General features: G+C 60.6%; 24 protein-coding genes. 9 read left to right on the plus strand and 15 right to left on the minus strand.

Annotation, left to right across the window (positions count from 1 at the left end; translation table 11 throughout):
- Positions 1-238 precede the first annotated feature (238 nt).
- Positions 239-1,168 carry a recombination-associated protein RdgC gene (locus OP494_RS04540; RefSeq protein WP_280539521.1) on the plus strand — a complete coding sequence of 310 codons (930 nt, stop codon included), beginning with the start codon at positions 239-241 and terminating at the stop codon, positions 1,166-1,168.
- Entirely contained in the window at positions 1,165-2,343 is a 1,179-nt protein-coding gene (locus tag OP494_RS04545; protein ID WP_280539522.1) for a 1-acyl-sn-glycerol-3-phosphate acyltransferase, read from the plus strand. The genes OP494_RS04540 and OP494_RS04545 overlap by 4 nt, the downstream gene beginning before the upstream one ends.
- A 4-nt stretch (positions 2,344-2,347) precedes the next feature.
- Here OP494_RS04545 and OP494_RS04550 read toward each other — a convergent pair whose 3' ends face one another.
- Positions 2,348-3,823: a TrkH family potassium uptake protein gene (locus OP494_RS04550; protein ID WP_280539618.1), complete on the minus strand. Its 1,476-nt coding sequence runs from the start codon at positions 3,821-3,823 to the stop codon at positions 2,348-2,350.
- Between the two features lie 287 nt (positions 3,824-4,110).
- Here OP494_RS04550 and OP494_RS04555 point away from each other — a divergent pair, with 287 nt between their 5' ends.
- Positions 4,111-4,398 (plus strand): hypothetical protein, encoded by a 288-nt coding sequence (locus OP494_RS04555; RefSeq protein WP_097022954.1) that lies wholly within the window; start codon positions 4,111-4,113, stop codon positions 4,396-4,398.
- A 138-nt stretch (positions 4,399-4,536) separates the two neighbouring features.
- On the opposite strand, the gene OP494_RS04560 is transcribed toward OP494_RS04555, so the two are convergent.
- Positions 4,537-4,998 (minus strand): pilin, encoded by a 462-nt coding sequence (locus OP494_RS04560; protein ID WP_348521693.1) that lies wholly within the window; start codon positions 4,996-4,998, stop codon positions 4,537-4,539.
- 343 nt (positions 4,999-5,341) lie between these two features.
- On the opposite strand from OP494_RS04560, the gene pilB reads away from it, so the two are divergent.
- From pilB to yacG, 5 genes are all read left to right on the plus strand, one after another.
- A complete protein-coding gene (gene pilB / locus OP494_RS04570) occupies positions 5,342-7,084 on the plus strand; it encodes a type IV-A pilus assembly ATPase PilB (RefSeq protein WP_280539524.1) in 1,743 nt (580 codons plus the stop codon).
- Positions 7,085-7,116: 32 nt separating this feature from the next.
- Positions 7,117-8,349 carry a type II secretion system F family protein gene (locus tag OP494_RS04575; RefSeq protein ID WP_280539525.1) on the plus strand — a complete coding sequence of 411 codons (1,233 nt, stop codon included), beginning with the start codon at positions 7,117-7,119 and terminating at the stop codon, positions 8,347-8,349.
- 106 nt (positions 8,350-8,455) lie between these two features.
- Positions 8,456-9,262 carry an A24 family peptidase gene (locus OP494_RS04580; protein WP_280539619.1) on the plus strand — a complete coding sequence of 269 codons (807 nt, stop codon included), beginning with the start codon at positions 8,456-8,458 and terminating at the stop codon, positions 9,260-9,262.
- 10 nt (positions 9,263-9,272) lie between these two features.
- Positions 9,273-9,911: a dephospho-CoA kinase gene (gene coaE, locus OP494_RS04585; protein WP_280539526.1), complete on the plus strand. Its 639-nt coding sequence runs from the start codon at positions 9,273-9,275 to the stop codon at positions 9,909-9,911.
- Position 9,912: 1 nt separating this feature from the next.
- A complete protein-coding gene (gene yacG / locus OP494_RS04590) occupies positions 9,913-10,146 on the plus strand; it encodes a DNA gyrase inhibitor YacG (protein WP_280539527.1) in 234 nt (77 codons plus the stop codon).
- 72 nt (positions 10,147-10,218) lie between these two features.
- Here yacG and OP494_RS04595 read toward each other — a convergent pair whose 3' ends face one another.
- The 4 genes from OP494_RS04595 to OP494_RS04610 form a co-directional block, all read right to left on the minus strand.
- Positions 10,219-11,163, minus strand: coding sequence for a Nudix family hydrolase (locus OP494_RS04595; RefSeq protein ID WP_280539528.1), 945 nt, complete (start codon positions 11,161-11,163; stop codon positions 10,219-10,221).
- Positions 11,164-11,267: 104 nt separating this feature from the next.
- Positions 11,268-12,476 (minus strand): bifunctional glutamate N-acetyltransferase/amino-acid acetyltransferase ArgJ, encoded by a 1,209-nt coding sequence (gene argJ / locus OP494_RS04600; protein ID WP_280539529.1) that lies wholly within the window; start codon positions 12,474-12,476, stop codon positions 11,268-11,270.
- A gap of 33 nt (positions 12,477-12,509) precedes the next feature.
- On the minus strand, positions 12,510-15,248 hold the full coding sequence (secA, locus tag OP494_RS04605; protein ID WP_280539530.1) for a preprotein translocase subunit SecA: 2,739 nt from the start codon (positions 15,246-15,248) through the stop codon (positions 12,510-12,512).
- Positions 15,249-15,321: 73 nt separating this feature from the next.
- Entirely contained in the window at positions 15,322-15,696 is a 375-nt protein-coding gene (locus tag OP494_RS04610) for a hypothetical protein (RefSeq protein WP_280539532.1), read from the minus strand.
- Positions 15,697-15,764: 68 nt separating this feature from the next.
- Here OP494_RS04610 and OP494_RS04615 point away from each other — a divergent pair, with 68 nt between their 5' ends.
- On the plus strand, positions 15,765-16,226 hold the full coding sequence (locus tag OP494_RS04615) for a DciA family protein (protein ID WP_280539533.1): 462 nt from the start codon (positions 15,765-15,767) through the stop codon (positions 16,224-16,226).
- Between the two features lie 99 nt (positions 16,227-16,325).
- Here the strand turns inward: OP494_RS04615 and lpxC are convergent, their stop codons facing one another.
- From lpxC to murD, 9 genes are all read right to left on the minus strand, one after another.
- A complete protein-coding gene (lpxC, locus tag OP494_RS04620; protein ID WP_246922909.1) occupies positions 16,326-17,237 on the minus strand; it encodes a UDP-3-O-acyl-N-acetylglucosamine deacetylase in 912 nt (303 codons plus the stop codon).
- Between the two features lie 115 nt (positions 17,238-17,352).
- Positions 17,353-18,537 (minus strand): cell division protein FtsZ, encoded by a 1,185-nt coding sequence (gene ftsZ, locus OP494_RS04625; protein ID WP_178997189.1) that lies wholly within the window; start codon positions 18,535-18,537, stop codon positions 17,353-17,355.
- A 38-nt stretch (positions 18,538-18,575) separates the two neighbouring features.
- Positions 18,576-19,847, minus strand: a complete 1,272-nt coding sequence (gene ftsA / locus OP494_RS04630; RefSeq protein WP_040241758.1) for a cell division protein FtsA — start codon at positions 19,845-19,847, stop codon at positions 18,576-18,578.
- A 201-nt stretch (positions 19,848-20,048) separates the two neighbouring features.
- Complete coding sequence (locus tag OP494_RS04635; protein WP_280539536.1) at positions 20,049-20,771, minus strand: cell division protein FtsQ/DivIB; 723 nt, start codon at positions 20,769-20,771, stop codon at positions 20,049-20,051.
- Between the two features lie 7 nt (positions 20,772-20,778).
- A complete protein-coding gene (locus OP494_RS04640; protein ID WP_280539537.1) occupies positions 20,779-21,723 on the minus strand; it encodes a D-alanine--D-alanine ligase in 945 nt (314 codons plus the stop codon).
- A complete protein-coding gene (murC, locus tag OP494_RS04645; protein ID WP_280539539.1) occupies positions 21,720-23,132 on the minus strand; it encodes a UDP-N-acetylmuramate--L-alanine ligase in 1,413 nt (470 codons plus the stop codon). Before murC ends, OP494_RS04640 begins: the two co-directional genes overlap by 4 nt.
- 40 nt (positions 23,133-23,172) lie before the next feature.
- On the minus strand, positions 23,173-24,267 hold the full coding sequence (gene murG, locus OP494_RS04650) for an undecaprenyldiphospho-muramoylpentapeptide beta-N-acetylglucosaminyltransferase (RefSeq protein WP_280539540.1): 1,095 nt from the start codon (positions 24,265-24,267) through the stop codon (positions 23,173-23,175).
- The gene (gene ftsW / locus OP494_RS04655; protein ID WP_280539541.1) at positions 24,267-25,451 is read right to left on the minus strand and encodes a putative lipid II flippase FtsW; all 1,185 of its coding nucleotides are present in this window, start codon (positions 25,449-25,451) and stop codon (positions 24,267-24,269) included. Before ftsW ends, murG begins: the two co-directional genes overlap by 1 nt.
- Complete coding sequence (murD, locus tag OP494_RS04660; RefSeq protein ID WP_280539542.1) at positions 25,445-26,812, minus strand: UDP-N-acetylmuramoyl-L-alanine--D-glutamate ligase; 1,368 nt, start codon at positions 26,810-26,812, stop codon at positions 25,445-25,447. The genes ftsW and murD overlap by 7 nt, the downstream gene beginning before the upstream one ends.

Here is a 26,812-nt window from a genome sequence, read left to right on the forward strand (position 1 = left end):
GGCCGTCACAGCAATCATTGAGCTTCGATGGCGGGCCCAACCTCAAGGGGGCCCGAATCACGCCATCATACCATTTCACATGGCGATGCGGCAGGCTTGGTCAATGCAATCGCGCTCTCCGCACGAGCGCACGAAAAACACGCCTCCTTATATGCCGCTGACAAGCGCATCCGATTGGGGGAGTGGCACCCGCCTTGGCGTTTCGCCATAATGAGCCCCTTTGTGACGGAATAGGCTCATGTGGTTCAAGCACTTGCATCTCTATCGCCTGCACGACACGACGCCCATCGCGCTCGAGGCACTCGAATCGGCCCTGGAGGCCTTCGCCTTTCGTCCGGTGTCGCCTAGTGAAGGCAAGCGCCTCGGCTGGCAACGCCCCGCGGGACGAAACGGCCAACAGCTCGTCCATGAGATCCAGGGGCATCGCCTGCTGTCATTGCTGCGCCAGGAGCGCCTGCTACCGGCCTCGGTGGTACGCGAAGAAGTAGAAGAACGCGCCGCCGAGCGCGAGGCCGCCGAAGGCGGTCCATTGCCACGCCGCGAGCGCCAGGCACTCAAGGAACAGGTCGTGGAAGAATTTCTGCCACGTGCCTTCACGCGTAGCCAACGCATTGATATATGGTGGGATACTCGTCGCGGCCTCATCGCCGTCAATTGCGCCAGCCGCGCCCGCGCCGAGGATGCTCTCGATCTGCTGCGTCAGTCGTTGGGCTCGTTGAAAGTCACGCCGCTGGCCGTGCGCCAACTGCCCTCGCGCAGCATGACCGCCTGGCTCGAGGATATCGCCTCGCGCCCCGAAGGGCTGCAGCTAGGCGATCAGGTCGAACTCAAGGACGCCAATGGCGACGATGGCGTGTGGCGTGCCCGAGGCATCGACCTCGACGGCGAAGAAGTGCAAAGTGTGCTCGCCAGTGGGCGTCAGGCTAGCCGCTTGGCACTGGATGTCGAGGATCAGCTATCGCTGGTCCTGCACGATGACCTGACGCTCAAATCGCTGCGCTTCGCCGACGCCTTGCTCGACGAAGCCGCTCAACAAGAAGACGATGACGACCCCACGCTACGCCTGGAAACGGACTTCGCTCTCATGGCCCAAGTGCTCTCTGGATTCATCGAACAACTCATCGACTGGCTGGGCGGCGAAGCCGACCCGACAGCGCCCACATCATGACGCACGCATCGACTCCCCAGTCCGCTCCCCAAGATTTCGACGCCATTCGTCCCTATCATGACGACGAGGTGGCGGCGGTACTCGACCGCCTGGCTCACTGCGACGAGCTGCTCGACGCGATCACGCACTTTCGCCTCCCCCGGCTGGCGCGTTACGCGCCGCCCGTGGCGCGTTTCATCGCGCGCCTGGGACTACAACACGAAATGCGCAACATCGAGAGCGTCGCCGCCTTTCAGCAACGCATCGCCCGCTACATGGCGCGAATGATCGCCACTACCACGGATGCCTTCGAGATCGAAGGGCTCGAGCACCTCGACGCCGACAAGGCCTATCTGTTCATCGGCAATCATCGCGATATCGCCATGGACCCGGCGTTCGTCAATTACGCGCTCTACCAGAAAGGTCGCAATACCGTGCGCATCGCGATTGGCGACAATCTACTGCAGAAGCCATTCGTCAATGACCTGATGCGTCTCAACAAGAGTTTCATCGTGCCGCGCTCGGCCAAGGGCAAGCGGGCGATGCTGCAGGCGTATCAGACGTTATCGCGCTATATCCGTCATTCGATCACCGCCGATAACCATTCGATCTGGATCGCCGAGCGCGAAGGACGCGCCAAGGACGGCATCGACCGCGCCGATACTGCCATCGTCAAGATGCTGGGCATGGCCCAGCGCATGGACGGCGGCGAGGCCGATATCGGTGCCGCGGTATCCGAGCTGCGCCTCGTGCCGGTATCCATCAGCTACGAATACGATCCCTGCGATCTCCAGAAGGCACGCGAGCTGTACGCCCGTCATACGGAAGGCCGTTACGACAAGGTCGAATTCGAGGATATTCAGTCCATCGTCGCCGGCATTACAGGTCACAAGGGCCGCATCCGCCTGACTTTCGGCACACCTCTGGGGAGCGAGTTCGCGACCCCGGAAGCCGTCACCGAGGAAATCGATCGCCAGGTACTGGCTCACTACCATATGTTCCCCAGCCATCAACTCGCGCTCGAGGCCACGGGGCTGGCGCCGGATCTGGTCGATCTGAGCGAGGTTACCGATGCCGACCGTTCACGCTTCGAAGCACGCCTGGCCACCGTGCCCGACCACCTCCGTCATTGGTGGCTGCGTCAATACGCCAATCCCATTCTCAACCGCGCCGGATATGTCGAGGAAGACGCCTGACGCGTCACTTCCGCCAGAACGTGGGCGTCAACAGTACCAGCACGGTGAGGATTTCCAGGCGCCCCATCAACATGCCCAGGCTCAGAAGCCACTTGGCGGCGTCGGGCAGCGACGAGAAGTTCCCCGCCGGTCCGATGACCGGTCCCAGGCCGGGGCCGACGTTGGAGACGGCGGTGGCCGCCCCTGATAGTGCGGTCACCAGATCCAACCCCAGCAGCGCTAGCCCCAGCGCCAGACCTGCAATCGTCAGGAAGAAGAAGAAGGAAAAAGCGATGACCCCGCGCACGACCTCGTCGCTCAGTGGGTTGCCATTATAGCGTTGCGCGAAGACCCCCTGGGCATGCACGAGATGGCGCAATTGGGTGAACAGCATGATGGCACCGATCTGAAAGCGGAATATTTTCATGCCGCCACTCGTGGACCCGCTACAGCCACCGACGAAGGTCAGATAAAAGAACGCAGCGACGACCAGCGGCCCCCACTGAGTATAGTCGTCGGAGGCATAGCCGGTGGTGGTGACCACCGAAATGACATTGAAGGCGACTTGCGTCAGCGCCTCGAAGAACGGCACACCCCCGGCGACGCGATACACGGTCAACCCCAGGATCACCACCGCTAACAGCCCCATTAACCCCCGCACCTGCTGGTCCCGCCACAGAACATGCGGCGTATCGCGCAGCGCGCGAATAAACAGCACGAATGGCAGCGCGCCGCACAGCATGAAGAAGGAGGCCAGCCACAGAATCAGCGGACGATCATGATAGATCCCGAAGGAGGCATCCGAGTTGGCAAACCCCCCAGTAGCCATGGAACTCATGGCATGCACGACGGCATCCAACGGCGTCATGCCCGCCAGGTAGTACGTCAGCATTGCCAGCAAGGTCCCGCCCAAGTAGATCGCGCCACTCGCCTTGGCGATACCGCCGGCGCGTGGCAGCACCTTGTCGGACCAGTCCGACGACTCGGTTTGGAACAAGCGCATGCCACCCACCTTGAGAAACGGCAGGATAGCGATCGCCATGACGATGATGCCGATGCCGCCCAACCACTGCATCAAGCCGCGCCACAATTTAAGGCCATCGGAGAGACCGTCGATGCCCACCAGCACCGTCGATCCGGTGGTAGTGATCGCCGAGACCGACTCGAAGACGGCATCGGCGAAGGACAACTGCGGCGCCCCCAAAATCAACGGCAGGCTCGCCCCGGCACTCACCAGCACCCAGCTCAAGGTAGTAAGGATGAACATCTGGCGCGGGCGCAGCAGGATCTCGATGCCGTGCGTGGCGAACCACATGAGGCAGGCGGCACCCGCGACGATGGCGATCGACAGCGCGAACGCAATGCGGTCGGGGTCACCCTCCAGGGTCAGCACGCCGAGGGGGACGATCATCAAGATCGCCAGCACGCAAAGCAATACCGCCAGAATCCTGACTACCGGCGCGGACACCACCAGGCTGCGCTTGATGCGTGGGTGTATCACCGCCACCTGCCTTCCTCCTCGGCCTCCGCGTCGCGACGTCCCATGATTCACCCAGGCACGATAAACGGCGCGTCATTATAATCGGGCGCTACTATAAAGGGTGCGCGGGCGTTTCTCTACTCGCGCACCTTGCGACCGCCCATTCGCCACGGCGGCCTACTGCCGTCCACCGCGACGATATGCTATCGTCCGCGACATCGTCCTGCGAGTCGATGCGCGACGCCGTGAACGCACGGCACGCGATCCCGCATGAGCCACCCGGCCACATGGCCACATGGAGAGAGCCCATGAGTTCCGCGTCCGAAATGCAGAAAGTTCGAATCATCAACGAGCTGCGTGAATTCATCAAGAAACTGCTGCAAGATCCGGCGATTCTCGAGCAATCGCTCACCATCGCCCGCGCCCATTACACCGACGACGGCGATAACCGGCAGATGTGGGCCACCATCGCCAACGAAATCTCGGACAATACCAGCGTGCATATTCCCGAAGACCCCAACGAGCACTCGGAAGCCGACCGGCTGTTTCTGGAAGTGCTAAAGGAAGTCGTCGACGAAGGGAAGGCGTTGTACTGAAGCGGGAAGTTGGAAGGTTTAAGAGATAAGAGAGAAGGAAAAAGAACGAAGGGCCTCAGAGACAATCCGAAATCGAGATACTAAAAAGGCCGGCGAATGCCGGCCTTTTTCATCTCGAATGCTTACTTACAGCGTGTTTTACCCGCCTGTAGGAGCAGCTTCGTATGTACAATTAGATACATATTCCTCAGGAACGGTTGTCGTGCAGCTCCATGAGCGCATATCGTCACCTTCATCTTCGGCATACGTATAAGTGACAGTTTGGTCTTCAAGGTTTGAGTTAGCCGAAGTATCCCCTTCACCAAACGTGTACGTCGCGCTAGCGGCACCAGTACCAGTCCACGTCGGATCGGTAATTTCACCATATTCACCATCGGTACGAATACCAAGAGCAGGCGCATCCCCCCCATAGGCCTTTCCTTGATCGACACGCTCCTGAATGGAAATCTTGGCGCCGCCCAGCAGTGAATGCGCTTCGGCGAATTGCGAGCGTGCGACGTAGTTCTGGTACTGCGGTATGGCGATGGCGGCGAGGATGCCGATGATCGCGACGACGATCATTAGTTCGATCAGCGTGAAACCGCGTTGTTGTCGTTCCATTGAATTCTCCTGTGATCCCGTTGAATGCCCTGTTATTCGCCTGTGTGGCGAGCCCGACGCGGGCGGATGATAGCGCGTTGCGGGCGCGCCAGCGAGACGTTGACGCCCTGCCGGCTCTCTGCGAGACAGCCATCTAGCATGTTACGTTAAATTACACTTCTCATGCTGGCAAGATGATCGAGGTTAAAGTTTACCTAACATCAGCCGATCATATACAAACACGCTAATTGACGAGATATCTCATGCCAAGGGTCACCATGACGGTCATGCATGGGGTAGGATGCGAGAAGTCACGGGGTATCGGCCGCCCCACCTGGTCACTCCTTTTGGTGTCGAAACGCTTATGCATTCGTCTTCATCGTCGTCTCCTGCCGCCCCCGGCTCGTCGCTTTTGAAAGGGCTCGCCGCACGCTTGGTCACGGAAGGCCTGATCGAGGAATCCAAGGCGCGGCATGCCATGGAGGCCGTGCACGATACGCATCAGTCGGTGCTCGAATACGTCATCGAGCAGCGCTGGGTTTCCGCACGAGAGGCCACCCAGAGTGCCGCATGGGAATATGGCCTGCCGTTCGTCGACCTGGAAGCCATCAGTACCGAGCGCCTGCCCATCGGCGAGGGGCTGTCCGACACACTGATCCGCCGCCTCGGCGTACTGCCGCTAGCGCGTGGCGAGCGTCATATCAGTGTCGCGATCCCCTACCCCTCGACGCTGGCAAAACTCGATGAACTGCAGTTCACCACCGGACTCACCGCCGAGGGCGTGCTGGTAGCTACCGATCAGTTGCAGCCGGCCATCGAGCGTTATCTCGTCCAGCGCGAGACGCACGGCATGCTCGAAGCCCTCGACGATGCCAGCGAGGCGCTCGAGACACTCGATCTCGACGACGTCGAGCCTCTCAACGAAGGGCTCGACACCGATGACGACGATGCCCCAGTGGTCCGCTTTGTGCACAAGATGATGCTTGATGCCGCGCGGCGAGGTGCTTCGGATATCCACTTCGAGCCGTATGAGTCAGCCTTCCGCATCCGCTTTCGCATCGATGGCATCCTGGTCGAGGTCGCGCGGCCGCCGTTCAATCTGCGCGCCCGCCTTTCGGCACGCCTCAAGGTCATGTCGCGTCTGGATATCTCCGAGCGGCGTTTGCCGCAGGATGGCGCCATCAAGCTGCGTGTCTCGGCCTCGCGCACCATCGACTTTCGCGTCAGCACGCTACCCACGGTACACGGCGAGAAAATCGTGCTGCGCTTGCTGGATGCTGGCGCTACGCGCCTGGGCATCGATGCGCTGGGCTTCAGTGAATCGCAAAAGGCGCTGTTCGAACACGCGCTCGCCCAGCCGCAGGGGATGATACTCGCCACCGGCCCTACCGGCAGCGGCAAGACCGTGACCCTGTATACCGGGCTCAACATCCTCAATACCGACGCGCGCAACATCGCCACCGCCGAGGACCCCGTAGAGCTCAAGCTGGACGGCATCAACCAGGTCAATGTGCTGCCCAAGATCGGGCTGGATTTCGCCAGCGCACTGCGCGCTTTCCTGCGCCAGGACCCCGATGTCGTGATGGTCGGCGAGGTCCGCGACCTGGAAACCGCAGAGATCTCCGTCAAGGCCGCGCAGACCGGCCACTTGGTGCTGTCGACGCTGCACACCAACTCGGCGGCGGAAACCCTGACGCGACTGCGCAACATGGGCGTGGCGGCCTACAACATTGCAAGCTCGGTGACCTTGATCGTCGCCCAGCGCTTGGTGCGTCAGTTGTGTCCTCATTGCAAGACATCCGTCGAGCTGCCTCGGGAACTCTTCCTCGACGCAGGCTTCACGACACAAGAAATCGAGACCGCGACCTGCTATCGCGCCACGGGCTGTACGCAATGCACCCACGGCTACAAAGGGCGCGTCGGTCTCTATGAAGTACTCCCCGTCAGCGAGGCCATGAGCAAACTGATCATGGCCGACGGCAATTCATTGGAACTCGGCGAACTGGCCCGTCAAGAAGGCCATCCCGATCTGCGGCGCAGCGGTCTGAGCAAAGTACTCGCGGGGATTACCAGCCTCGAGGAAATCAATCGCGTGGTGCTGGAATGAGCGATCCGGTCAAGTGACATGAGGGCAACGACATGGCGGTAGCGACACGCAGCAAGGCGCCTCGGCGCGTCGTCCTGCACCGCTGGCGGTGGAAGGGCAAGAACTCCCGCGGTGAAACCATTCAAGGTGAACTGGTCGCCGCGGATGAAATGGGCGTGCGCCAGGAACTCGGGCGTCAGAACATCCTCGTCAAACGGATTCAGCGCGTGCGCAGCCCTTTCGGGCTGGGTCGCATTCGCCCGCAGGACATCACCCTGTTCGCGCGCCAGATGGCGACCATGATCCGTGCCGGCATTCCCTTGCTGCAGGCGTTCAGCGTAGTATCGGAGAGCCTTAAACGCCCCGCCATGCATCACCTCATCGAGACACTGATGAATGAGGTCTCGGCCGGCGCCAGCTTTTCCGAAGCGCTCTCGCAGCATCCGCAACATTTCGATCGCATGTTCGTCAACATGGTCGAAGCCGGCGAGCAATCCGGCTCGCTGGATCGCATGCTGGAGCGTGTCGCCAGCTACAAGGAGAAGATCGACTCGCTGCGGTCCCGCGTGCGCAAGGCGCTTTATTATCCTGCCGCCGTCGTGCTCGTAGGCATGGGGGTGACCGCCCTGCTGCTGATCAAGGTCGTGCCACAATTCGAGAGCTTGTTTCGCGGCTTCGGCGCCGACCTGCCTGCCTTCACGCAATTGACCATCCATCTCTCGGAATGGGTCCAGGCCTATTGGCCGCACTTGCTTGGCGCCTTCATCGCTGCCGGCTTGCTGATACGTCTCGGCATACGGCGTTCCCCGCGCTTCGCCTATCGCATTGATGGGCTGATGCTGCGCCTGCCGGTCATCGGCGATATCCTCGACAAGTCGTCGGTGGCGCGTTTTTCGCGAACTCTGGCGACGACCTTCAGCGCCGGGGTGCCCTTGGTAGAATCACTGCATACTGCGGCCGGCTCGACTGGCAACCGCCTCTACCAGCGCGCCATCAACGAGGTGCGTGAACACGTCGCCAGTGGCCAGCAACTCAACTTCGCCATGCGCGCCACCGGGCGCTTTCCCAACTTGGCCGTGCAGATGATCGGGGTCGGCGAAGAGTCCGGCGCGTTGGACGCGATGCTCAACAAGGTGGCGGACTTCTACGAGGAAGACGTCGACACCAAGGTCGACGCCCTGACATCGTTGCTCGAACCCTTCATCATCGTGGTGTTGGGCGTTCTGGTCGGCGGTCTCGTGGTGTCGATGTATCTACCGATCTTCGAGATGGGTTCGGCAATCTAGGACGCTACCGCGTTTCCCAATTTATCCGCCCCGGCATTTCGCCGGGCGCGTTCGTTTCAGGAGTGGCACGTTGCTCGCCGATATCCCTTTACCGTGGCTGGCCGCAATGGCGTTCGTCCTCGGTACCTTGCTGGGCAGTTTTCTCAATGTCGTCATCGTACGTTTGCCGGTGATGCTGATGCAGCAATGGCGCCAAGAAGCACGCGATGCGCTGGCGCTTCCCGAGGAAGAGGTCGCGCGCTACAACCTGTGCACGCCACGCTCGCAATGTCCGAGCTGCCGCCAGACAATCGCCTGGCACGACAACCTGCCCCTCGTTGGTTGGCTCAAGCGCCGTGGTCGCTGCGCGCACTGCCAGACGCGCATCAGCGTGCAGTATCCGCTGATCGAACTGATGGCGGGTCTGTTGATGGCGAGCGTCATCATCGTGCATGGCGCCACCTGGGCGGCGCTGGCCTGGAGCGGACTATGCCTGGCGTTGCTGGTGCTGGCGGTCATCGATCTGCGCACCCAGTTGCTCCCCGATATCATCACGCTGCCATTGCTCTGGGCCGGCCTGCTTTATCAGCTCTTCTTTCAGCCCTATATGCTCGAGAATGCCGTCGTCGGCGCAATGGCCGGCTATGTGCTGTTATGGAGCTTCTACTGGCTCTTCAAGTGGCTGACCAAGAAGGAAGGAATGGGCTATGGTGACTTCAAGCTGTTAGCGGCGCTGGGCGCTTGGCTCGGCTGGACGATGCTGCCGATGCTACTGATGCTCTCCGCCGGGTTGGGGGCGATCATCGGGATATTGTTGCAGCTCTCGCTGCCGCGTTTGCGCGGCATGCCACTACCCTTTGGTCCCTTTCTCGCACTCGCCGGATGGATCGCGGTACTCTTCGGTGCACCACTACGCGCCTGGACCGGCTTATGAGGAATTTGTCATGACATCCGTCGCCCCTATCATCGGCGTGACCGGTGGCATCGCATCGGGCAAGTCCACCGCCGCCGCCATGTTCGCCGAATTGGGGATTCCCTGGGTCGATGCCGACCTCGTGGCACGCGATATCGTCGCGCCCGGTGAACCCGCGCTGGACGCAATCGTGGCACGTTACGGAAACTCGCTGCTCGACGCACACGGCGAATTGCAGCGCCGCGCCTTGCGCGACATCGTCTTCGCCGATGATGGCGAGCGCCAGTGGCTGGAAAGCGTCACACATCCACGCATCCGTCAGCGATTATGCGAGCGTCTCGAGGCGATACGCCAGGGCGCCGCCCCCTATGGGCTGCTCGTGTCGCCGCTGCTGTTCGAGACGGATCAAGTCTCGCTGGTCGACCGCCGCCTGGTCGTCGATGTTCCCGAAACGCTTCAGGTCGCGCGCACCCAAGCACGCGATGAAGTGAGCGAAACCCAGGCGCATGCTATCCTCGCGGCACAGATGCCCCGCCAAGAGCGGTTGGCGCTTGCCGACGACGTGATCGAGAATAATGGTGACATGACGGCGCTGAAAGCGCAGGTCGCCAAGCTCGACGCGCGTTACCGGCAACTATTCGATGGCACCCATCAGGAGTACTCGCTTTAGCATGACGGAGACATCCCAAGACCGCCCCCTTGAAGTCGCCTGTCCGCAGTGTCGCACCAAGGTCGCCTGGACAACCGACAACCCGTATCGCCCCTTCTGCACGAAGCGCTGCCGCTTACTCGACCTTGGCGCCTGGGCCGATGAATCCCACCGTATCGCGGGCGAGCCCGCCATGGACGAAACCGATCTCGACCGCTTGATCGACGATCTGGAGCGCGGCGAACCACGCCAATAAGACGTAAACGCCAACGGCCCGCCAAAATGGCGAGCCGTTGGTATGCGATACCGCGCTGTCGCGACGAGAGTGCTATTTCCAGAGATCGCGAATCGTCGCAATCCCCTGCGCGCCCACTGCACGCGCCTGGTCGATATCGTCTCGCGTGACTCCCCCTAGCGCATAGACCGGCATGCCTGCGGTTTCCACTAGCTGCTGGAAGTCATGCCAGCCGACCGGCGCGGTATCGGGATGGCTCGGCGTCACGCGCAGCGGCGAAAAGGTCACGAAATCGCAGCCAATCTCGGCGGCCTGCTCGAGTTGGCGAGGATCGTGGGTCGACGCCCCTAGCCACTTGTCATGGGCAATGGGGCGATGCTTGAGTGCCATCAAGGCACGACTGGGAAGATGGATGCCATCGGCATCGATATCGTCGAGCAGTGCTGGATCGCCGTTGAGAATCAAGCGCGCCTCGTAACGCCGGCAGAGCGCCAGCGCTTGCTCGGCACGCTTTAGGTACGCGCTATCATCCAACGTTTTGGCCCGCAGTTGCACCAGGCGCACGTCTTCATCACGCAAGGCGCGCTCGAGCTTGTCGAGAAATACCGTGTCATCGGCTTCTTCGTCACTGATCAAGTACTCGTGCGGCAGGCACACCGCGCGCAAGATCGGGTGGTTGGCTTCCGGGAACGGGTAATTGTGCAGCTCGTTCTGTGGTACCCAGCGCACCGCCTGGCCCTCGCGCCCAAAGGGCTCGCCCTCGAACTCATGTACCTGCCAGACATCGAGCAAAATGCGTTTGTCGGCATATTCATGGTGAACGCGAATGAGTGGTTGAGCGCGCAGGATCTCAATGCCTAGCTCTTCACGAAGCTCACGCCTGAGCGCTTCGAAACCGGTTTCGTAGGGTGCCAGCTTGCCCCCGGGGAATTCCCATAGCCCACCCTGATCGACGATCGAGGGACGGCGTGCCAGCAGCACATGACCATCCTCGCGAATGATGGCAGCCGCCGCTACGTGTACCCTTCTCTTCACCATGTTGGTCATTTCACCTTGACTGACTGTTCATGATCCGCGGACCGAAGACGGCCCGCTTATCGCTGCTGCCATCCGCACTCGGCTAGCCGTTTTACGACTCGCACTCAACTACGGTAGTCGGCATTGATGGAGACATAATCGTGTGACAAGTCCGACGTCCAGACCGTCGCCGCGGTATCTCCGCGTCCAAGATGGATACGAATCGTAATCTCGGACTCGGCCATGACCGCGCTTCCCGCCTCCTCGGTATACGAAGCCGCGCGACCGCCTCGCTCGACGAGCGCCACCTCACCGAGGTCGATAGCGATACGCGACACATCCAGATCGGGTACCGGAGCACGCCCGACCGCCGCCAAAATGCGTCCCCAATTGGCGTCACTGGCATAAAGCGCCGTTTTCACCAACGGCGAATGCGCCACGGTAAAGGCAACGTCCAACGCTTCCTGCCGATCCGCTGCCCCTTCGACCTCAAGGGTAACGAACTTGGTCGCACCTTCGGCATCACGGATGATGGCCTGCGCCAATTCTACCAGTACCTCGGTCAACGCCGCAGCAAAGCGCGACTCGTGCTCATCAGTATCGATGCGAGCACCGCGTCCGGTGGCAGCCAATGTACAGGCATCGTTGGTCGAGGTATCCGAATCCACAGTGATGCAGTTGAAGGAATCATCGACGGCCCGCCGCAGCAATACTTGCAGGCGCGCGTCGTCGATGGCGGCATCGGTGAAGACGAAGCTCAGCATCGTGGCCATATCGGGCTTGATCATGCCCGAGCCCTTGGCGATGCCATTGATTGTTACCGGCTGGCCATCGATCTCGAGACACGCGGTGGCCCCTTTGGCTCGCGTATCCGTCGTCAGAATGCCTTCGGCCGCCGTCTGCCAGCTATCCGCCGACAACGCGGCAAGCGCCTCCGGCAACGCATCGCATAGCCGCTTTACGGGCAGCGGCTCGCCGATCACACCGGTCGAAAACGGCAAGACGGACTGCGCGGCGACACCCGCCAGCTCGCCCAGCGCCTGGCAACTCTTCTCAGCATCGTGCATGCCCTGCTCACCCGTACCGGCATTGGCGTTACCGGTATTGATCAGCAGATAACGCGGCTTTTCCGTCTCGAGATGGCGTCGCGCCACATGCACCGGCGCCGCGCAAAAAGCGTTGCGCGTAAACGCCGCCGCTAGAGTCGTTGCCTCGGGCAACTCGATCACTACCAGGTCACGGCGCCCCGCTGCCTTGATGCCTGCCATCGCCGTGCCCAGGCGAATGCCTTCGATGGCCGGCATCGCCGGAAAACTCGCTTCCCCCACCGCCATGTCGTCTCTCCTCACGCCACGTTTGCCTTGAACTCAGTTCAACTTGCCATGGCAATGCTTGTATTTCTTGCCGGAACCGCAAGGACACGGGTCGTTACGGCCCACCTTAGGGCCTTCACGGCGTACCGGCTGTGCGTCCTCCTCGTCGCCAGTACGCTCCTCGCCTTCGGCGGCTACCGCCTCAGCCGAGGCCACGGCGTCTTCATGCACTGGCTGGCTGACCGCACGTTCGCGCTCCAGCGTGGCACGCCGCTCACGCTCCAGCTCATCGACCTCTTCCTGACGCCGCACTTGCACATGACTCAGGATGCGAATGACATCGTGCTTGATGTTGGCCAGCAGCGTCTGGAAGAGCTCAAAGGCTTCACGCTTGTATTCCTGCTTGGGATTCTTCTGTGCATAACCACGCAGATGGATCCCGCGGCGCAGATGATCCATGTGTTGCAGGTGTTCCTTCCAGCGCGTATCGAGCACTTGCAACATGACCTGCTTTTCGAAGCGGCGCATCAGCTCCGGTCCGACTGCCTCGGCCTTGCTGGCAAAGAGACCGCGGTGCTGGTCATGCAGACGTTCACGCAGCAGGTCTTCATGGAAGTGTTGATCCTCTTCTGCCCATTGCACCAAGGGCACGTCGAGGTTGAACTCCTGCTTGAGATAGTCCTGCAACCCGGCAAGATCCCACTGTTCGGGCAGGCTCTGCGCCGGCACATAACTGGTAATGGCCTCGGACAATACTTGCTCACGAATCTCGGCGATATTGGACGAGAGATCATCGGTGACAAGCACTTCATTGCGCTGCTGATAGACAACACGGCGCTGGTCGTTGGAAACGTCGTCGTATTCCAGCAGCTGCTTGCGGATATCGAAGTTGCGGCCCTCGACCTTTTTCTGGGCACGCTCGACGGCGTTGGACACCATCTTGTGTTCGATCGCCTCGCCACGCTCCAGTCCCAGGGCACCCATCAACCGCTGCACGCGATCGGAGCCGAACAACCGCATGAGGTTGTCTTCCAATGAGAGGAAGAAGCGTGTCGACCCTGGATCGCCCTGACGACCGGAGCGCCCGCGCAGCTGATTGTCGATGCGGCGCGATTCGTGGCGCTCAGAACCAATCACATGGAGACCGCCCGCAGCCAGCACAGCATCGTGGCGTTCCTGCCATGCGGCCTTGAGGGCTGCGACCTGCTCGTCGGAAGGATTATCGAGAGCCGCCGCTTCGGCTTCCCAGTTGCCGCCCAGCACGATGTCGGTACCACGCCCAGCCATATTGGTGGCGATGGTCACGGCACCGGGCTGCCCCGCCTGGGCGATGATTTCCGCTTCACTCTGGTGTTGCTTGGCGTTAAGCACATTGTGCGGTATCTGATACTTCTGCATCAGTTGGGCGAGATATTCCGAGGTTTCGATCGACGCCGTGCCCACCAAGATGGGACGCCCCGCTTCGCGTTGCGTCTTGACGTCATCGATGATGGCTTCGAATTTCTCTTCACCGCTCATGTAGACCAAATCGTTGTGGTCCACACGCACCAATGGGCGGTTGGTGGGAATCACCATGACATCCAGCCCATAAATCTGACGGAACTCGAACGCCTCGGTATCGGCGGTCCCCGTCATCCCCGACAGCTTGTCATACAGACGGAAGTAATTCTGGAAGGTCGTCGAGGCCAGTGTTTGACTCTCTTTCTGAATTGTCACGCCTTCCTTGGCCTCGACCGCTTGGTGCAGACCCTCGGACCAGCGGCGACCCGGCATGCTGCGCCCGGTGTGCTCATCGACGATGACCACTTCATCGTTGTTGACGATATAATCGACGTCGCGATGATAGAGATGACGCGCACGCAACGCCGAATGCACATGCTGTAGAAGTCCCAGATTCTGGGCCGAGTACAACGAGTCGTCCGCACCCAGAAGCTCCGTCTCTCTCAGTATCCCTTCCAGCTTCTGGTGACCGGTTTCCGTAAGCTCCACCTGCTTTTGTTTCTCATCGAGGATGAAGTCCCCGCTGGTCGGGTCCTCTTCGTCGCTGCACTCCTCAAGCCCCAAGGAAAGCTGGTTGATACGCCGGTAGAGCTCGACGTTTTCTTCGACCGGGCCGGAAATGATCAGCGGCGTGCGCGCCTCGTCGATGAGAATCGAGTCGACTTCATCGATGATCGCGTAGTGCAGCGCACGCTGGACCTTGTCATCCAGCGAAAACGCCATATTGTCACGCAGATAGTCGAACCCAAATTCGTTGTTGGTTCCGTACGTGATATCGCAGGCGTAGGCTTCACGCTTCTGGGGTGAGGCCTGGCCGGAGTAGATCGTGCCTACGCTGAGATCGAGAAACTCATAGAGAGGACGCATCCACTCGGCATCGCGGCTGGCCAGATAATCGTTGACCGTCACCACGTGCACGCCCTTGCCCGGCAACGCATTGAGATAGACCGACAGAGTACCGACCAGGGTCTTGCCCTCGCCGGTTTTCATCTCGGCGATGCGCCCTTCGTGAAGCGTCATCCCGCCGACCATCTGCACATCGAAGTGACGCATTCCCATTACGCGCTTACTCGCCTCGCGCACGACGGCGAAAGCTTCGGGAAGTATCTTGTCGATGGATTCGCCTGACTCCAGGCGCGTGCGGAATTCGCTGGTCTTTGCCGTCAGCGCGGCATCCTCGAGAGACTCGAACGTGGGTTCCAACACGTTGATGGCCTCGGAGGCCTTGCGCATGCGCTTGACTTCGCGCTCGTTCTTCGAGCCAACCAGCTTACGAACGATAGTATTGAGCATGTGAGATCCTGAAATTCAAAAGTGCCTAAAACGTCATATCGGCCACCGCATCGACGCGGCGCCAGCATCAATATCAGGCGATTAATCGCCCGATATCTCGGAATAAGACACTGTGTGGTGGACCTCGGCGCGAGAGGACATCCAATCCCACGCTCAACACATGATAGAAACGCTGCGGCAAGCGCCACAGGCGAGGAGACGGTGGGCGACGTCGTCTAGTGCCCAACAAGCGCTTGCGTCGCTCCACACGACGCGATTGGGCACGAATGGCTTCCGGCGCCATCAGACAGATCTGCGTCAACCGCTCGGCGATACGTAGCGCGTCGGGGTGCATCAACCCTGCCGGTAACAGGCACCCGACCAACAGACCGGCAAGCCACCATTGCGCACGATGGCGCGTGCGAACGCGACGCGGCGACGTTGAGCTATGGTGCGTAGCGCTGGTCATGCTATCGACGAGCTCCGGCTCATGGTAGATTGCGCAGACATTCTGCTTTCCTTCGCGCGGGCAAGCCCATGAGTATAAAGGCTAAGCGTTTCCGAGCCCAGTCCATCCACCATCTCATCGACGGATCCGGCGAATTGGGATCGGTGGTACGTATGGCGAAGCTGCTGCAGCGGGCCCAACAGCACCTGCGTGCCGGGCTTCCCGCCGAAATCGCCGAGCATGTCTATGTCGGTGGCTATCGGGAAGGCGCTCTGACGCTCATTACCGATGGCGCCGTATGGCTGACGTGGCTACGCTACGAGCGCCAACGCCTCCTCACACTGCTGCGTCAACTCCCCGAATTCGAAGCCGTACTCGCGCTCAACTTCAAGGTCCGCCCTGTACACCCTCTCAAGGCGCCCGCTTTTCAGGCACGCGCACTTTCAACCGAAGCCGCGCATCACCTCAAGGCATGCGCAGACGACACCGCGGACCCCAAGCTAAAAAAAGCGCTGACGCGCCTGGCGTCTCATGCCCCGGACGACGCTTAAAAAGTCGCGTCCGCGTCACGCCCCATAAAAAACGCCGACCTACCGGTCGGCGTCAATAAAAGCTTGGTCTTACGCTTAGCCTTACAAGCGGTGCGGCTATCAAGCCAATGCTGGCGCCGCGTACGAGATAGGCGCTGCTTGCGTCTCGTCTTCAAAGGTCACGATTTCCCAGGCATCCTGCTGGGCCATCAAGGCGCGACATAGCTTGTTATTCAAGCCATGGCCGGATTTGACGCCACGAAATTCACCGATGAGGCTATGCCCCAACTGATACAAATCGCCAATGGCGTCGAGCACCTTGTGCTTGACGAACTCATCTTCGTAGCGCAAACCACCTTCGTTCACGATACGGTAATCATCGACAACGATGGCATTATCCAGACTTCCGCCGAGCGCCAGATTCTGGGCGCGCAGGAACTCTAGATCACGCATGAACCCGAAAGTACGTGCGCGGGAAACTTCCTTCACGAACGAAGTCGTCGAGAAGTCGACGCTCGCCGTCTGTTTCTGGTGCGCAAAAACCGGATGGTCGAAGTCGATGGCGAACGCGACTTTAAAACCGTTATGCGGTAAGAAGCGCGCTTCTTTATCGTCCTCTTCAACCACGATCTCACGCTTGATGCGGATGAACTTCTTGGCCGCCCCTTGTTCAGCGATGCCCGCGGACTGAATCAAGAAGACGAACGGCCCAGCGCTACCATCCATGATGGGCACTTCCGGGGCACTGAGCTCGACGAAGACATTGTCGATCCCCAAGCCGGCAAATGCCGACATCAGGTGCTCTACCGTCGCCACCTTGACGCCGTCACGCGAAAGCGCGGTACAAAGCGTCGTGTCGGTCACGTATTCGGCGTTGGCGGCGATCTGCACCACTGGATCGAGATCGGTACGTACGAAGACGACGCCAGTATTGACCGGCGCGGGGCGCAGCGTCAGGTAAACCTTTTCACCTGAGTGCAAACCCACACCAGTGGCACGGATGGTATTCTTTAATGTACGTTGTCTAATCATGGGCGTAAGCCAAGCTTGGAAATCGTTATGAAACGCTGTTCACTATAACACCGAACAAACGTTTCAACAAAAAAATGTCGCCTGGCCACGCCTATGCGCCCAGCATGTCGTCCGATCAATCGGCCTGACGGCGCAAGAACGCCGGGATATCCAGGTAGTCGTCGAGCTCTTGCGACTTACGGCGCGACTCCTGCCGGGACTTAGCCGACTCATCCTGCTCCTTCGCAGCCTGCTGACGCATGACCGTTGGCTGCTGCAGCTTGCGATAATCGGGCGATTCGGCACTGCGTGCCGCCGCAACTGTCTCACGCTGCGGTGTAGCGACTGTCGCCTTTTCCTTGAGGCCTTCTAGGCCCGCTGCCACCACGGTGACGCGCAACTCGTCGGACAACTCCATATCGATGGAAGTCCCCACCACGATCGTCGCGTCCTGAGAAGCGAACTCCTGCACGGTAGCCCCGACATCGTTGAACTCACCGATGGAAAGGTCCGGGCCCGCCGTGATGTTGACCAAGATGCCGCGCGCGCCATGCAGGTCGATGTCTTCCAGCAAGGGGCTGCGGATGGCCTTTTCGGCGGCTTCACGCGCACGATTCTCGCCAGTGGCCGCGCCAGTCCCCATCATTGCCATACCCATCTCGGACATCACGGTGCGCACGTCGGCAAAGTCGACGTTGATGATGCCAGGACTGGTAATCAGCTCGGCAATCCCCTGGACCGCGCCCAACAGTACGTCGTTGGCGGCACTGAATGCCGACAGCAGGCTGGCGTTCTTGCCAAGCACTGCGAGCAGCTTCTCATTGGGAATGGTAATCAGCGAGTCGACATACTCGGACAGCGCCTCCATGCCCTCTTCGGCAGCCCGCATGCGCTTGGGCCCCTCGAAGGGGAACGGGCGCGTCACCACCGCCACGGTCAGGATACCCAGTTCCTTGGCGACCTGTGCCACGATAGGCGCGCCGCCGGTCCCGGTACCACCGCCCATGCCGGCCGTGATGAACACCATGTCGGCGCCTTGCAGCAGCTCGGCGATCCGTTCACGGTCTTCCGTTGCCGCTTGACGACCAACCTCGGGACTGGCTCCAGCCCCTAGCCCCTTGGTGATTTCGCTGCCGAGCTGAAGAACGGTCTTGGCAGCGACGCGCTTGAGCGCCTGAGCGTCGGTATTGGCACAGATGAACTCAACGCCTTCGATGTTGCTTTCGACCATGTGGTTGACGGCATTGCCACCGCCACCACCGACGCCAATCACCTTGATAACCGCGCTGCTAGAAGGTGCGTTATCTACCAGTTCGAACATAAGCCCCGTCTCCTGTGGCCGCTACTTGTGCGGCCCTCTCAGAAATTTCCTTTGAACCAACCTTTGATCCTTTCCAACCCCGAGCGTTCTTGCCTTTGTCCACGTCGGGTATGAGCCTCTTCTCTACGGGGCTGAGCCGACACGACGGCATTACGTTTGGCATCATTCATACCGTAGAGTAGCAAACCCACTCCCGTCGAATAAATCGGGTTACGAACGACATCGGCGAGGCCGCGAACGTTTTGGGGATAAGCAATGCGCACGGGCATGTGAAAGATTTCTTCGGCTAGCTCGACGACACCCTCCATGCGCGACGTACCGCCGGTTAGAACCACTCCGGCCGCCACGAGATCTTCGTAGCCGCTACGCCGCAATTCTTCGCGTACCAATGTAAACAATTCTTCATAGCGAGGTTCGACTACTTCGGCCAACGCCTGGCGAGAAAGATCGCGCGCCGGTCTGTCTCCCACGCTGGGAACCTTGATCATTTCGTCGCTACTCGCGAGCTGGGTTAGCGCGCAAGCGTATTTGACCTTGATGTCTTCCGCGTACTGCGTCGGCGTGCGCAATGCCATAGCGATGTCATTGGTGACCTGGTCACCCGCGATGGGAATCACCGCCGTATGACGTATGGCCCCCTCGGTAAACACGGCGATATCAGTGGTACCGCCGCCAATATCCACCATGCACACGCCCAACTCGCGCTCGTCCTCCGTCAATACCGCATAACTGGAGGCCAACTGCTCCAGAATGATGTCATCGACTTCCAGGCCGCAGCGACGCACGCATTTTTCGATGTTCTGAACGGCATTCAATGCCGCCGTGACCAGGTGAACCCGTGCCTCGAGACGTACACCGGACATCCCCATCGGCTCACGGATGCCTTCCTGATTGTCGATGGCGAATTCTTGCGGCAACACATGAAGAATACGCTGTCCTTCAGAAATAGCACGTGCGCGAGCCGAGTCGATGACACGATCGATATCCGAGGGTGTTACTTCCCGCTCTTTGATGGCCACGACGCCGTCGGAATTCATCGAGCTGATATGACTACCCGCCACGCCAACATACACCGAGTGAATATCGCAACCCGCCATCAACTCAGCTTCCTCGACGGCACGCTGAATCGACTGCACGGTCGACTCGATATTGATGACGACCCCTTTTTTCATACCGCGCGAGGGGTGCGAGCCGATACCTGCGATCTCGATGCTTCCATCATCGGAAGGCTGGCCGACGATAGCCACTACCTTGGACGTTCCGATATCCAGCCCGACCACCATGTTGGAAGCATTGGATTGTCCTGCCATAGGTCGGGGTCACTCCTCGAACTGCACTGGGTTTGAAATTTATCGATCTATAAAAACGCGCTGGGCCAATTATAGTAACATGTGACTTTACATCACCACCCAACAAATGAAACCGGCCTCAGAATACGGTGATTTTTTCGAAAAGGGAAACCCCCACCGCCCGGATTTCGTGGCCTGGCGCCGAAAAAGGCAACTGCGCCGTTACTCTGTCGCATCTATTTCTGTCTGTCCATGCCAAGCGACGGAAACACCATTGGGATAGCGTAAATCGATGTAGCGAATTTGCGACGCCTGCGTTCCCAACTGCCGTTGCCAAGCCGCAGTAAAACGCGCCAGGCGAGATTCGAGATCGGTACGTCCCAGGATAACCCATACACTGTCATTCACCTGAAAACGCCAAGCACCACGATCTTCCAATCGTAATTGCGTCACAAGCAAGTCCAAGGTCTCCAGACGGCGTAGCAACGAGTCAAGGTACGCCAATACTTCAGGCCCAGTGCCCTCGGGGCCCGCTAGATCGGGCAAAGGTTTATCAAAGTCATCGACCGGCCCCGGTGAAAAAGGCTCGCCATGCGTATTGAGCAGCTTGTCATCGTTCCAGTGTGCGACCGGTGCTTGTTCGAAAAGCTCGAAGCGTAAGGCATTCGGCCATTCGCGCGAGACTTTAACCTCCGACAGCCAGGCGATATTGCGAGCCTTGTCACGCACTTGGTCGAGATCGATGGATAGCCAGGTTTCACCGCTGACCAAGGGCGCGAGATTGCGCTGCAAGTAGGTCGCCGAGACGTAATGCAGATCACCGCCGATGGAGACCCGCTCGATGGGCCGGTCGAGCCAGAGCCACAACGTACGCCCGCCCGCACCGAGCAAAACGGCCAACAAGATCAAGCCTAACAAGGCACCGCGCAAACCGGCCTCCTTCATTACCGCGTCACTCGTCGGTCGTGGTGTCGAGAATCCGCAACACCAGCGCATCGAAGTCGAGGCCGGCATGCGCTGCCGCTTGCGGCACCAGACTATGATCGGTCATGCCCGGCACCGTGTTGACCTCGAGTAGCCAAAAGCGTCCCTGCGCGTCGCGCATGACATCGACACGTCCCCAGCCGCTGCCGCCGATCACCTCGAACGCGCGGCGGCACAGCTCGCCCAGCGCTCGTTCATCGTCGGCCTCGAGACCGCACGGCAATAGATAACGCGTGGTGTCGGAATGATACTTGGCCTCGTAATCGTAAAAGCCACTAGGCACCTCGACGCGAATCGCCGGCAATACCTCGTCGCCAAGTAGCGACACGGTATATTCCTCGCCCTGCACAAAACGCTCGGCCATGATGGCATGATCGAAGCGTGCCGCCTCGGCATGCGCCGCGATCAACGCTTCCCGTGTATCGACGATGCTGATCCCGATGGTCGAGCCTTCATGCACCGGTTTTACGATCAAAGGCAACCCGAGGGTCTCGATGACCGCGTCCCAATCGACCATGTCCTCCAGCATGACGCTTTCCGGCGTGGGCAGGCCATGGGCACGCCAGAACTGTTTGGTGCGTTCCTTGTCCATCCCCAGCGCAGAGGCCAGTACACCGCTGCCCGTATAGGGGATATCCAGCAACTCCAGGGCACCCTGCAAAGAGCCATCCTCACCGTCCCGGCCATGCATGGCGATGAAGACACATTCCGGCGCAAGTGCTTCCAACCCACTCAACCCACCACCGGCGAAATCGAACCCACGGGCGTCGACACCGCTACGCTTGAGCGATGTCAGGATCGCGCGGCCACTGAGCAGCGACACTTCACGTTCGGCAGAGCGGCCACCGTATACCACGACGATGCGCCCCGGATGTAGACGCTTCGCACCCTCGTTCGTCACGCTGTCATTCATAATTCCATCCCATCCAGATGTAACCGACAACCGGCTAGACGCAACGAAATCCCACCGATATCACCAGCGCCCTGGGTGATCAGGATATCGTCGGGGCGCAGCACGCGTGACAAGAGCGCAGGCAGTTCCTGCTTGCTTTCGACGAACAATGGATCGACCTGGCCACGTTGACGAATCGACCCGGCCAATGTGCGGCCCTCCGCTCCCGGAATGGAGGCTTCTCCAGCGCTGTAGACATCCAGCAGCAACAGCGTATCCACGCCCGAGAGCACACGCACGAAATCCTCGTATAGATCTCGCGTACGCGAATAGCGATGCGGCTGGTACAGCATGACCAGGCGACGCTCGGGCCAGCCCGCACGCACCGCGTCGATGACCATTTCAACCTCACGCGGATGATGGCCGTAATCGTCGACCAACATGACCTCGCCTTCGGCAGCCGGTGCCGGGAACTGCCCATGCACCTGGAAACGCCGCCCCACACCGGCAAAGTGTGCCAGACCGCGCTGAATAGCCGCATCGTCGACCCCCGCGTCACTGGCCACGGCAATCGCCGCTAGCGCATTGAGGGCATTATGGCGCCCCGGCATGCCCAACTGAATCTCGAGCGGCGCCATGCCAGGCGGGCGCTCGGCGGTAAAATGCACCACGCCACCGCGCTGGACGAAGTCACACAACCGGTAATCGGCATCCTCGGCGAAACCGTAGGTGACGAACTGACGCTGGAGACGCGGGATCAAGCCACGCACGTTGTCATCGTCGAGGCACAGCACCGCCAGCCCGTAGAAAGGCAGGTTATGCAAGAATTCCAGGAAGGTATCCTTGAGCCGCGTGAAGTCGCCTCCGTAGGTCGCCATATGGTCGGCATCGATATTGGTGACGATCGAGACCATCGGCTGCAAGTGCAGGAACGAGGCATCCGACTCGTCGGCCTCGGCCACCAGATAATCGCCCTCGCCCAGACGCGCGTTGGCACCGGCACTGGTCAGCTTGCCGCCAATCACGAAGGTCGGGTCGAGCCCACCCTCGCCGAGCAACGTCGAGGTCAGGCTGGTCGTGGTGGTCTTGCCATGCGTACCCGCCACGGCGATGCCATGACGAAAACGCATCAATTCAGCAAGCATTTCCGCACGCCGGACGACGGGGATGCGATGCTCGCGCGCCCAGCGAATTTCCGGATTCTCGGTGTCGACGGCCGTGGAGACGACCAGGACATCGGCTCCCTGGGCGTGCTCATCGACGTGCCCGATGCACACGCGAATGCCGCAGTCGCGAAGATGCCGCGTGACCGGTGACTCACGCAGGTCGCTGCCGCTGACCGTATAGCCCTGATTGGCCAGCACTTCTGCGATGCCGCACATGCCGGCACCGCCGATACCCACGAAATGGATATTATGAATGCGGCGCATGCCCAATCCGGTGCGGTTCGGGCGGGTTGGGCCGGAAACGTTATGCGCTGTCAATATTTGCCTCCATGCACCCTGCCACCAGGCGCTCGACCGCTTCCAAGCGCGCCTCGGAGCGTGCCGCGATCGCCATGGTGGCCAAGGTCTCAGGTTCGAGAAGTGCCGCCAACGTCTCGGCGAGACTCGCCGCCGATAGTTGTTCCTGCGGCATCAAACGCGCGGCGCCGGCATCGACCAACTGCCGCGCATTGAGTGTCTGGTGATCATCGACGGCATGCGGAAACGGTACCAACACCGAGGGCTTGGCCGCCGCGGCAAGCTCGGCGATCGTCGAGGCTCCGGCACGGCAGACAATCAGATCCGCCCACTCATAGGCCGCTGCCATATCGTCGATGAAGGCACTGACCTCGGCGCTGACGTCTACCGCGGCGTATTCCGCTTGCGTCGTGGCTTCCTTGTCGCGCCCCGCTTGATGTCGCACCTCGGGACGACGAGCCGCCGGCAATTCCGCCACGGCCCGGGGCACATTGGCATTCAGTGCCTGTGCGCCCAACGAGCCGCCCAAGACCAGCAATCGCAAGGGGCGCGCGCGAAGCGTCTCGACATCGCGCGGTGTCTCGCCCAGCGTGGCGATGTCATCGCGCACGGGATTTCCCACCACTTCCGCCTGGCGTTCGCCGAACGCGCCGGGAAATGCGGCATAGACGCGATCCGCCAGACGCGCTAGATAGCGATTGGTCATCCCAGCCAAGGCGTTTTGTTCATGAATGATCAAGCGTCGCCGCATCAACCAGGCGGCCAGCCCGCCGGGGCCGCTGGCGAAGCCGCCCAGCCCGACGACCAGTTGCGGGTCGAATATGGCAATCACCTGACGTGCCTGCCAGATGGCTTTGGCCAGACGCCATGGGGCCAATAGCCACCCGGCGATCCCATTGCCACGCAGGCCGGACACTTGCACGCGGTGCAAGGTAATATCCGCCGCTGGCACCAATTGGTTTTCGATTCCCCGAGGGCTGCCCAACCATTCCACCGCGACACCGCGCGCGCGCAGCGCCTTGGCCAGCGATAGCGCGGGTACCACATGACCACCGGTCCCACCGGCCATGATCAGAACACGGGACACTTGCTGATGAGGCACTAGCGCTCTCCTCGTTCTTGCTTCTTCGCTTGGCGTGCCGCTTGAGTGGCGCGCGTCTTGGCTCGTATTTCGGCATCGACGCGCAGTAACAAGGCGACCATGACACAGCTAACTGCCAAGCTAGAGCCCCCATAGCTCAATAGCGGTAAAGTCAGCCCTTTGGTGGGCAACATGCCGGTGCTGACGGCGATATTGATGAATGCCTGCGCCCCGAACACCAGCGAGATGCCGTAGCACAGGTAAGCGGAAAAAGCCCAGCCTCGCAATTCGGCCTTGCGTCCGATGCGAAGCCCGCGGAAGACAAGCAGCGCGAAAAGGCAGACGACGCCCACGGCCCCGATCAGCCCCAACTCCTCGGCCAACACCGCAAACACGAAATCGGTATGCGCCTCGGGTAGATAAAACAACTTCTGGACACTGTTTCCCAGCCCTAGCCCCAGCCAGTGTCCACGCCCGAAAGCGATCAATGCTTGCGTCAATTGATAGCCACTGGAGTACTGATCGGCCCAGGGGTTGGCGAAGCTGGTAATGCGCTCCAGGCGATAGGGCTCGGCCACGGCCAGCAAGCCACCGGCAACCACGACCACGATCATGACGAGCCCAAAACGGCCCAATGGGGCTCCCGACATCAGCAGCATGCCCATCATGCAACTGCCGATCACCACGACGGCCCCGTAATCCGGCTCGAATATCAACAGCGCCACGTACACCCCGAGCACCACGAACGGGCGCAAGAAGGCTCCCCAGTAACGACGCACTTCGGGTAAGTAACGTTGCAAGTAATCGGCGAAGTAAACGATCAGGCACAACTTGGCGACTTCAGAGGCTTGAATGTTGGCAATGCCCAAGGGAATCCAACGTTTGCTGCCATTGACTTCGTGCCCGATGAGAAGAACCGCGATAAGAAGCACGGTACCCAACAACAGCAGACCCGGTCCCCAGGAACGCCAACGCTCGAGCGGTATGCACAGCGCCACGAGCCCGAAAAAAATCGAGCAAAGCACGAAAACGCCATGGCGAATACTGAAATAATAAGGGTTGCCGGTAAGGCTCGTCGCGATCTCAGACGACGCCGAAGTCACCATTATCCAGCCCACCACCAACAACGAGAATGTCGCCAGCAGCAACCACCCGTCGGTGACTTGTCCCCGGGTGGAAAGTCGTTTTTCCCAACGCGCTAACATATCGTCGCTCCGCCCTGCGTCAGCCACTGTCGGAAGGCGTCACCACGCGCCGTGTAATCGGAAAATTGGTCGAGACTTGCGCACGCGGGCGACAGCATGATGGCATCACCGGCGCATGCAATGGTCTGCGCCCGCCGCATGGCCGCGTCGAGGTCGGCGACACGGGTAACCGGAACGCGCCCGGACATGACATGCTCGAGGCGCGGAGCATCGCGCCCAAACACCACTACCTCGCGCGCATAGCGCATCAGCGGCTCCACCAGTGGCGTGAAATCCGCGCCCTTGCCGTCGCCACCCGCCAGTAGAATCAGGCGGCCCTCGAGCACCGGCCCGACCCCATCAATCGCCGCCAATGTCGCGCCCACGTTGGTGCCCTTGGAGTCATTGATCCAGCGCACGCCATCGCGCTCGACAACCAGCTCGCCTCGGTGCGGCAAGCCAGGGAAACGCTCGAGCACACCACGCATGGCCGTCAGCGACAGCCCCAATTGTGTCCCCATCGCCAGAGCCGCCAGGGCATTGGCATGATTGTGCCGCCCGGGCATGCGCACACGACGCGTCGACATCAGAGGCGTGTCGCCATGCACGAGCCAAGATTCCCCAGCATGCTCGGCGATGCCCCAATCGCCGCCAGAAGGAACTTGAGTGGTGAATCGTGCTACTTTGCGCACATCAGTGTCAGGCCATGTGGTGGCATCGTCAGCATTGACGACGGCATGCCGCGCGCCGCGAAAGACACGCTGCTTCGCCGCCCGGTAGCCATGCATGTCGCCGTGGCGGTCCAGGTGATCCTCGCAAAGATTGAGAAATGCCGCCGTTTCGGCGCTCAGCCATGCCGTGGTTTCCAGCTGAAAGCTTGAGAGTTCGAGCACGAACAGTTCGGCGTCCGGCGCTTCGGCAAGCAAGTCGAGCGCCGGGGTGCCGAGATTTCCCCCGACCGCGACGCGATGGCCTGCTTCCCGTGCCATCTCACCGAGCAGTGTGGTCACCGTCGACTTGGCATTGGAGCCGGTGATCGCGGCTATCGGCGCACGACACGCACGCACGAAAAGCGCAATCTCGCCGACCACGTGCGGGCCTTCATCTTCGGCATTCGCGTACTCGGCGAGCCCCGGTGTGCGCAAATCGACCCCCGGACTGACCACGATTTCACGTGCCTCGCGCATATCCAGCGCTTGTAGCGGACCACACACCACGTCCACGTCTGGATAGGCTGCACGAAAAGTCTCCAGGCCCGTGGGCATCTCGCGCGTATCGGCGACCATGAACGGCACTCCCTGACGGGCCAGATGCCGCGCGATCGCTTGGCCGGAGACACCCAGCCCGATGATTAGCGTATATCCAGGGGGCACCTTGGCCAT

Origin of the sequence: Chromohalobacter sp. 11-W, from assembly GCF_029889905.1 — a bacterium.
Classification (GTDB): domain Bacteria; phylum Pseudomonadota; class Gammaproteobacteria; order Pseudomonadales; family Halomonadaceae; genus Chromohalobacter.

Bases quoted from the DNA above. Each gene is read 5' to 3' on its own strand.
- OP494_RS04555 (WP_097022954.1), top strand. From the start codon at position 4,111: ATGAGTTCCGCGTCCGAAATGCAGAAAGTTCGAATCATCAACGAGCTG.
- coaE (WP_280539526.1), top strand. From the start codon at position 9,273: ATGACATCCGTCGCCCCTATCATCGGCGTGACCGGTGGCATCGCATCG.
- murC (WP_280539539.1), bottom strand. From the start codon at position 23,132: ATGCGCCGCATTCATAATATCCATTTCGTGGGTATCGGCGGTGCCGGC.
- secA (WP_280539530.1), bottom strand. From the start codon at position 15,248: ATGCTCAATACTATCGTTCGTAAGCTGGTTGGCTCGAAGAACGAGCGC.
- OP494_RS04540 (WP_280539521.1), top strand. From the start codon at position 239: ATGTGGTTCAAGCACTTGCATCTCTATCGCCTGCACGACACGACGCCC.
- pilB (WP_280539524.1), top strand. From the start codon at position 5,342: ATGCATTCGTCTTCATCGTCGTCTCCTGCCGCCCCCGGCTCGTCGCTT.
- murD (WP_280539542.1), bottom strand. From the start codon at position 26,812: ATGGCCAAGGTGCCCCCTGGATATACGCTAATCATCGGGCTGGGTGTC.
- OP494_RS04580 (WP_280539619.1), top strand. From the start codon at position 8,456: ATGGCGTTCGTCCTCGGTACCTTGCTGGGCAGTTTTCTCAATGTCGTC.
- ftsW (WP_280539541.1), bottom strand. From the start codon at position 25,451: ATGTTAGCGCGTTGGGAAAAACGACTTTCCACCCGGGGACAAGTCACC.
- argJ (WP_280539529.1), bottom strand. From the start codon at position 12,476: ATGGCGGTGGGGGAAGCGAGTTTTCCGGCGATGCCGGCCATCGAAGGC.
- yacG (WP_280539527.1), top strand. From the start codon at position 9,913: ATGACGGAGACATCCCAAGACCGCCCCCTTGAAGTCGCCTGTCCGCAG.
- OP494_RS04615 (WP_280539533.1), top strand. From the start codon at position 15,765: ATGAGTATAAAGGCTAAGCGTTTCCGAGCCCAGTCCATCCACCATCTC.
- OP494_RS04595 (WP_280539528.1), bottom strand. From the start codon at position 11,163: ATGGTGAAGAGAAGGGTACACGTAGCGGCGGCTGCCATCATTCGCGAG.
- OP494_RS04575 (WP_280539525.1), top strand. From the start codon at position 7,117: ATGGCGGTAGCGACACGCAGCAAGGCGCCTCGGCGCGTCGTCCTGCAC.
- ftsA (WP_040241758.1), bottom strand. From the start codon at position 19,847: ATGGCAGGACAATCCAATGCTTCCAACATGGTGGTCGGGCTGGATATC.
- OP494_RS04640 (WP_280539537.1), bottom strand. From the start codon at position 21,723: ATGAATGACAGCGTGACGAACGAGGGTGCGAAGCGTCTACATCCGGGG.
- ftsZ (WP_178997189.1), bottom strand. From the start codon at position 18,537: ATGTTCGAACTGGTAGATAACGCACCTTCTAGCAGCGCGGTTATCAAG.
- OP494_RS04635 (WP_280539536.1), bottom strand. From the start codon at position 20,771: ATGAAGGAGGCCGGTTTGCGCGGTGCCTTGTTAGGCTTGATCTTGTTG.
- OP494_RS04545 (WP_280539522.1), top strand. From the start codon at position 1,165: ATGACGCACGCATCGACTCCCCAGTCCGCTCCCCAAGATTTCGACGCC.
- OP494_RS04560 (WP_348521693.1), bottom strand. From the start codon at position 4,998: ATGGAACGACAACAACGCGGTTTCACGCTGATCGAACTAATGATCGTC.
- OP494_RS04610 (WP_280539532.1), bottom strand. From the start codon at position 15,696: ATGACCAGCGCTACGCACCATAGCTCAACGTCGCCGCGTCGCGTTCGC.
- lpxC (WP_246922909.1), bottom strand. From the start codon at position 17,237: ATGATTAGACAACGTACATTAAAGAATACCATCCGTGCCACTGGTGTG.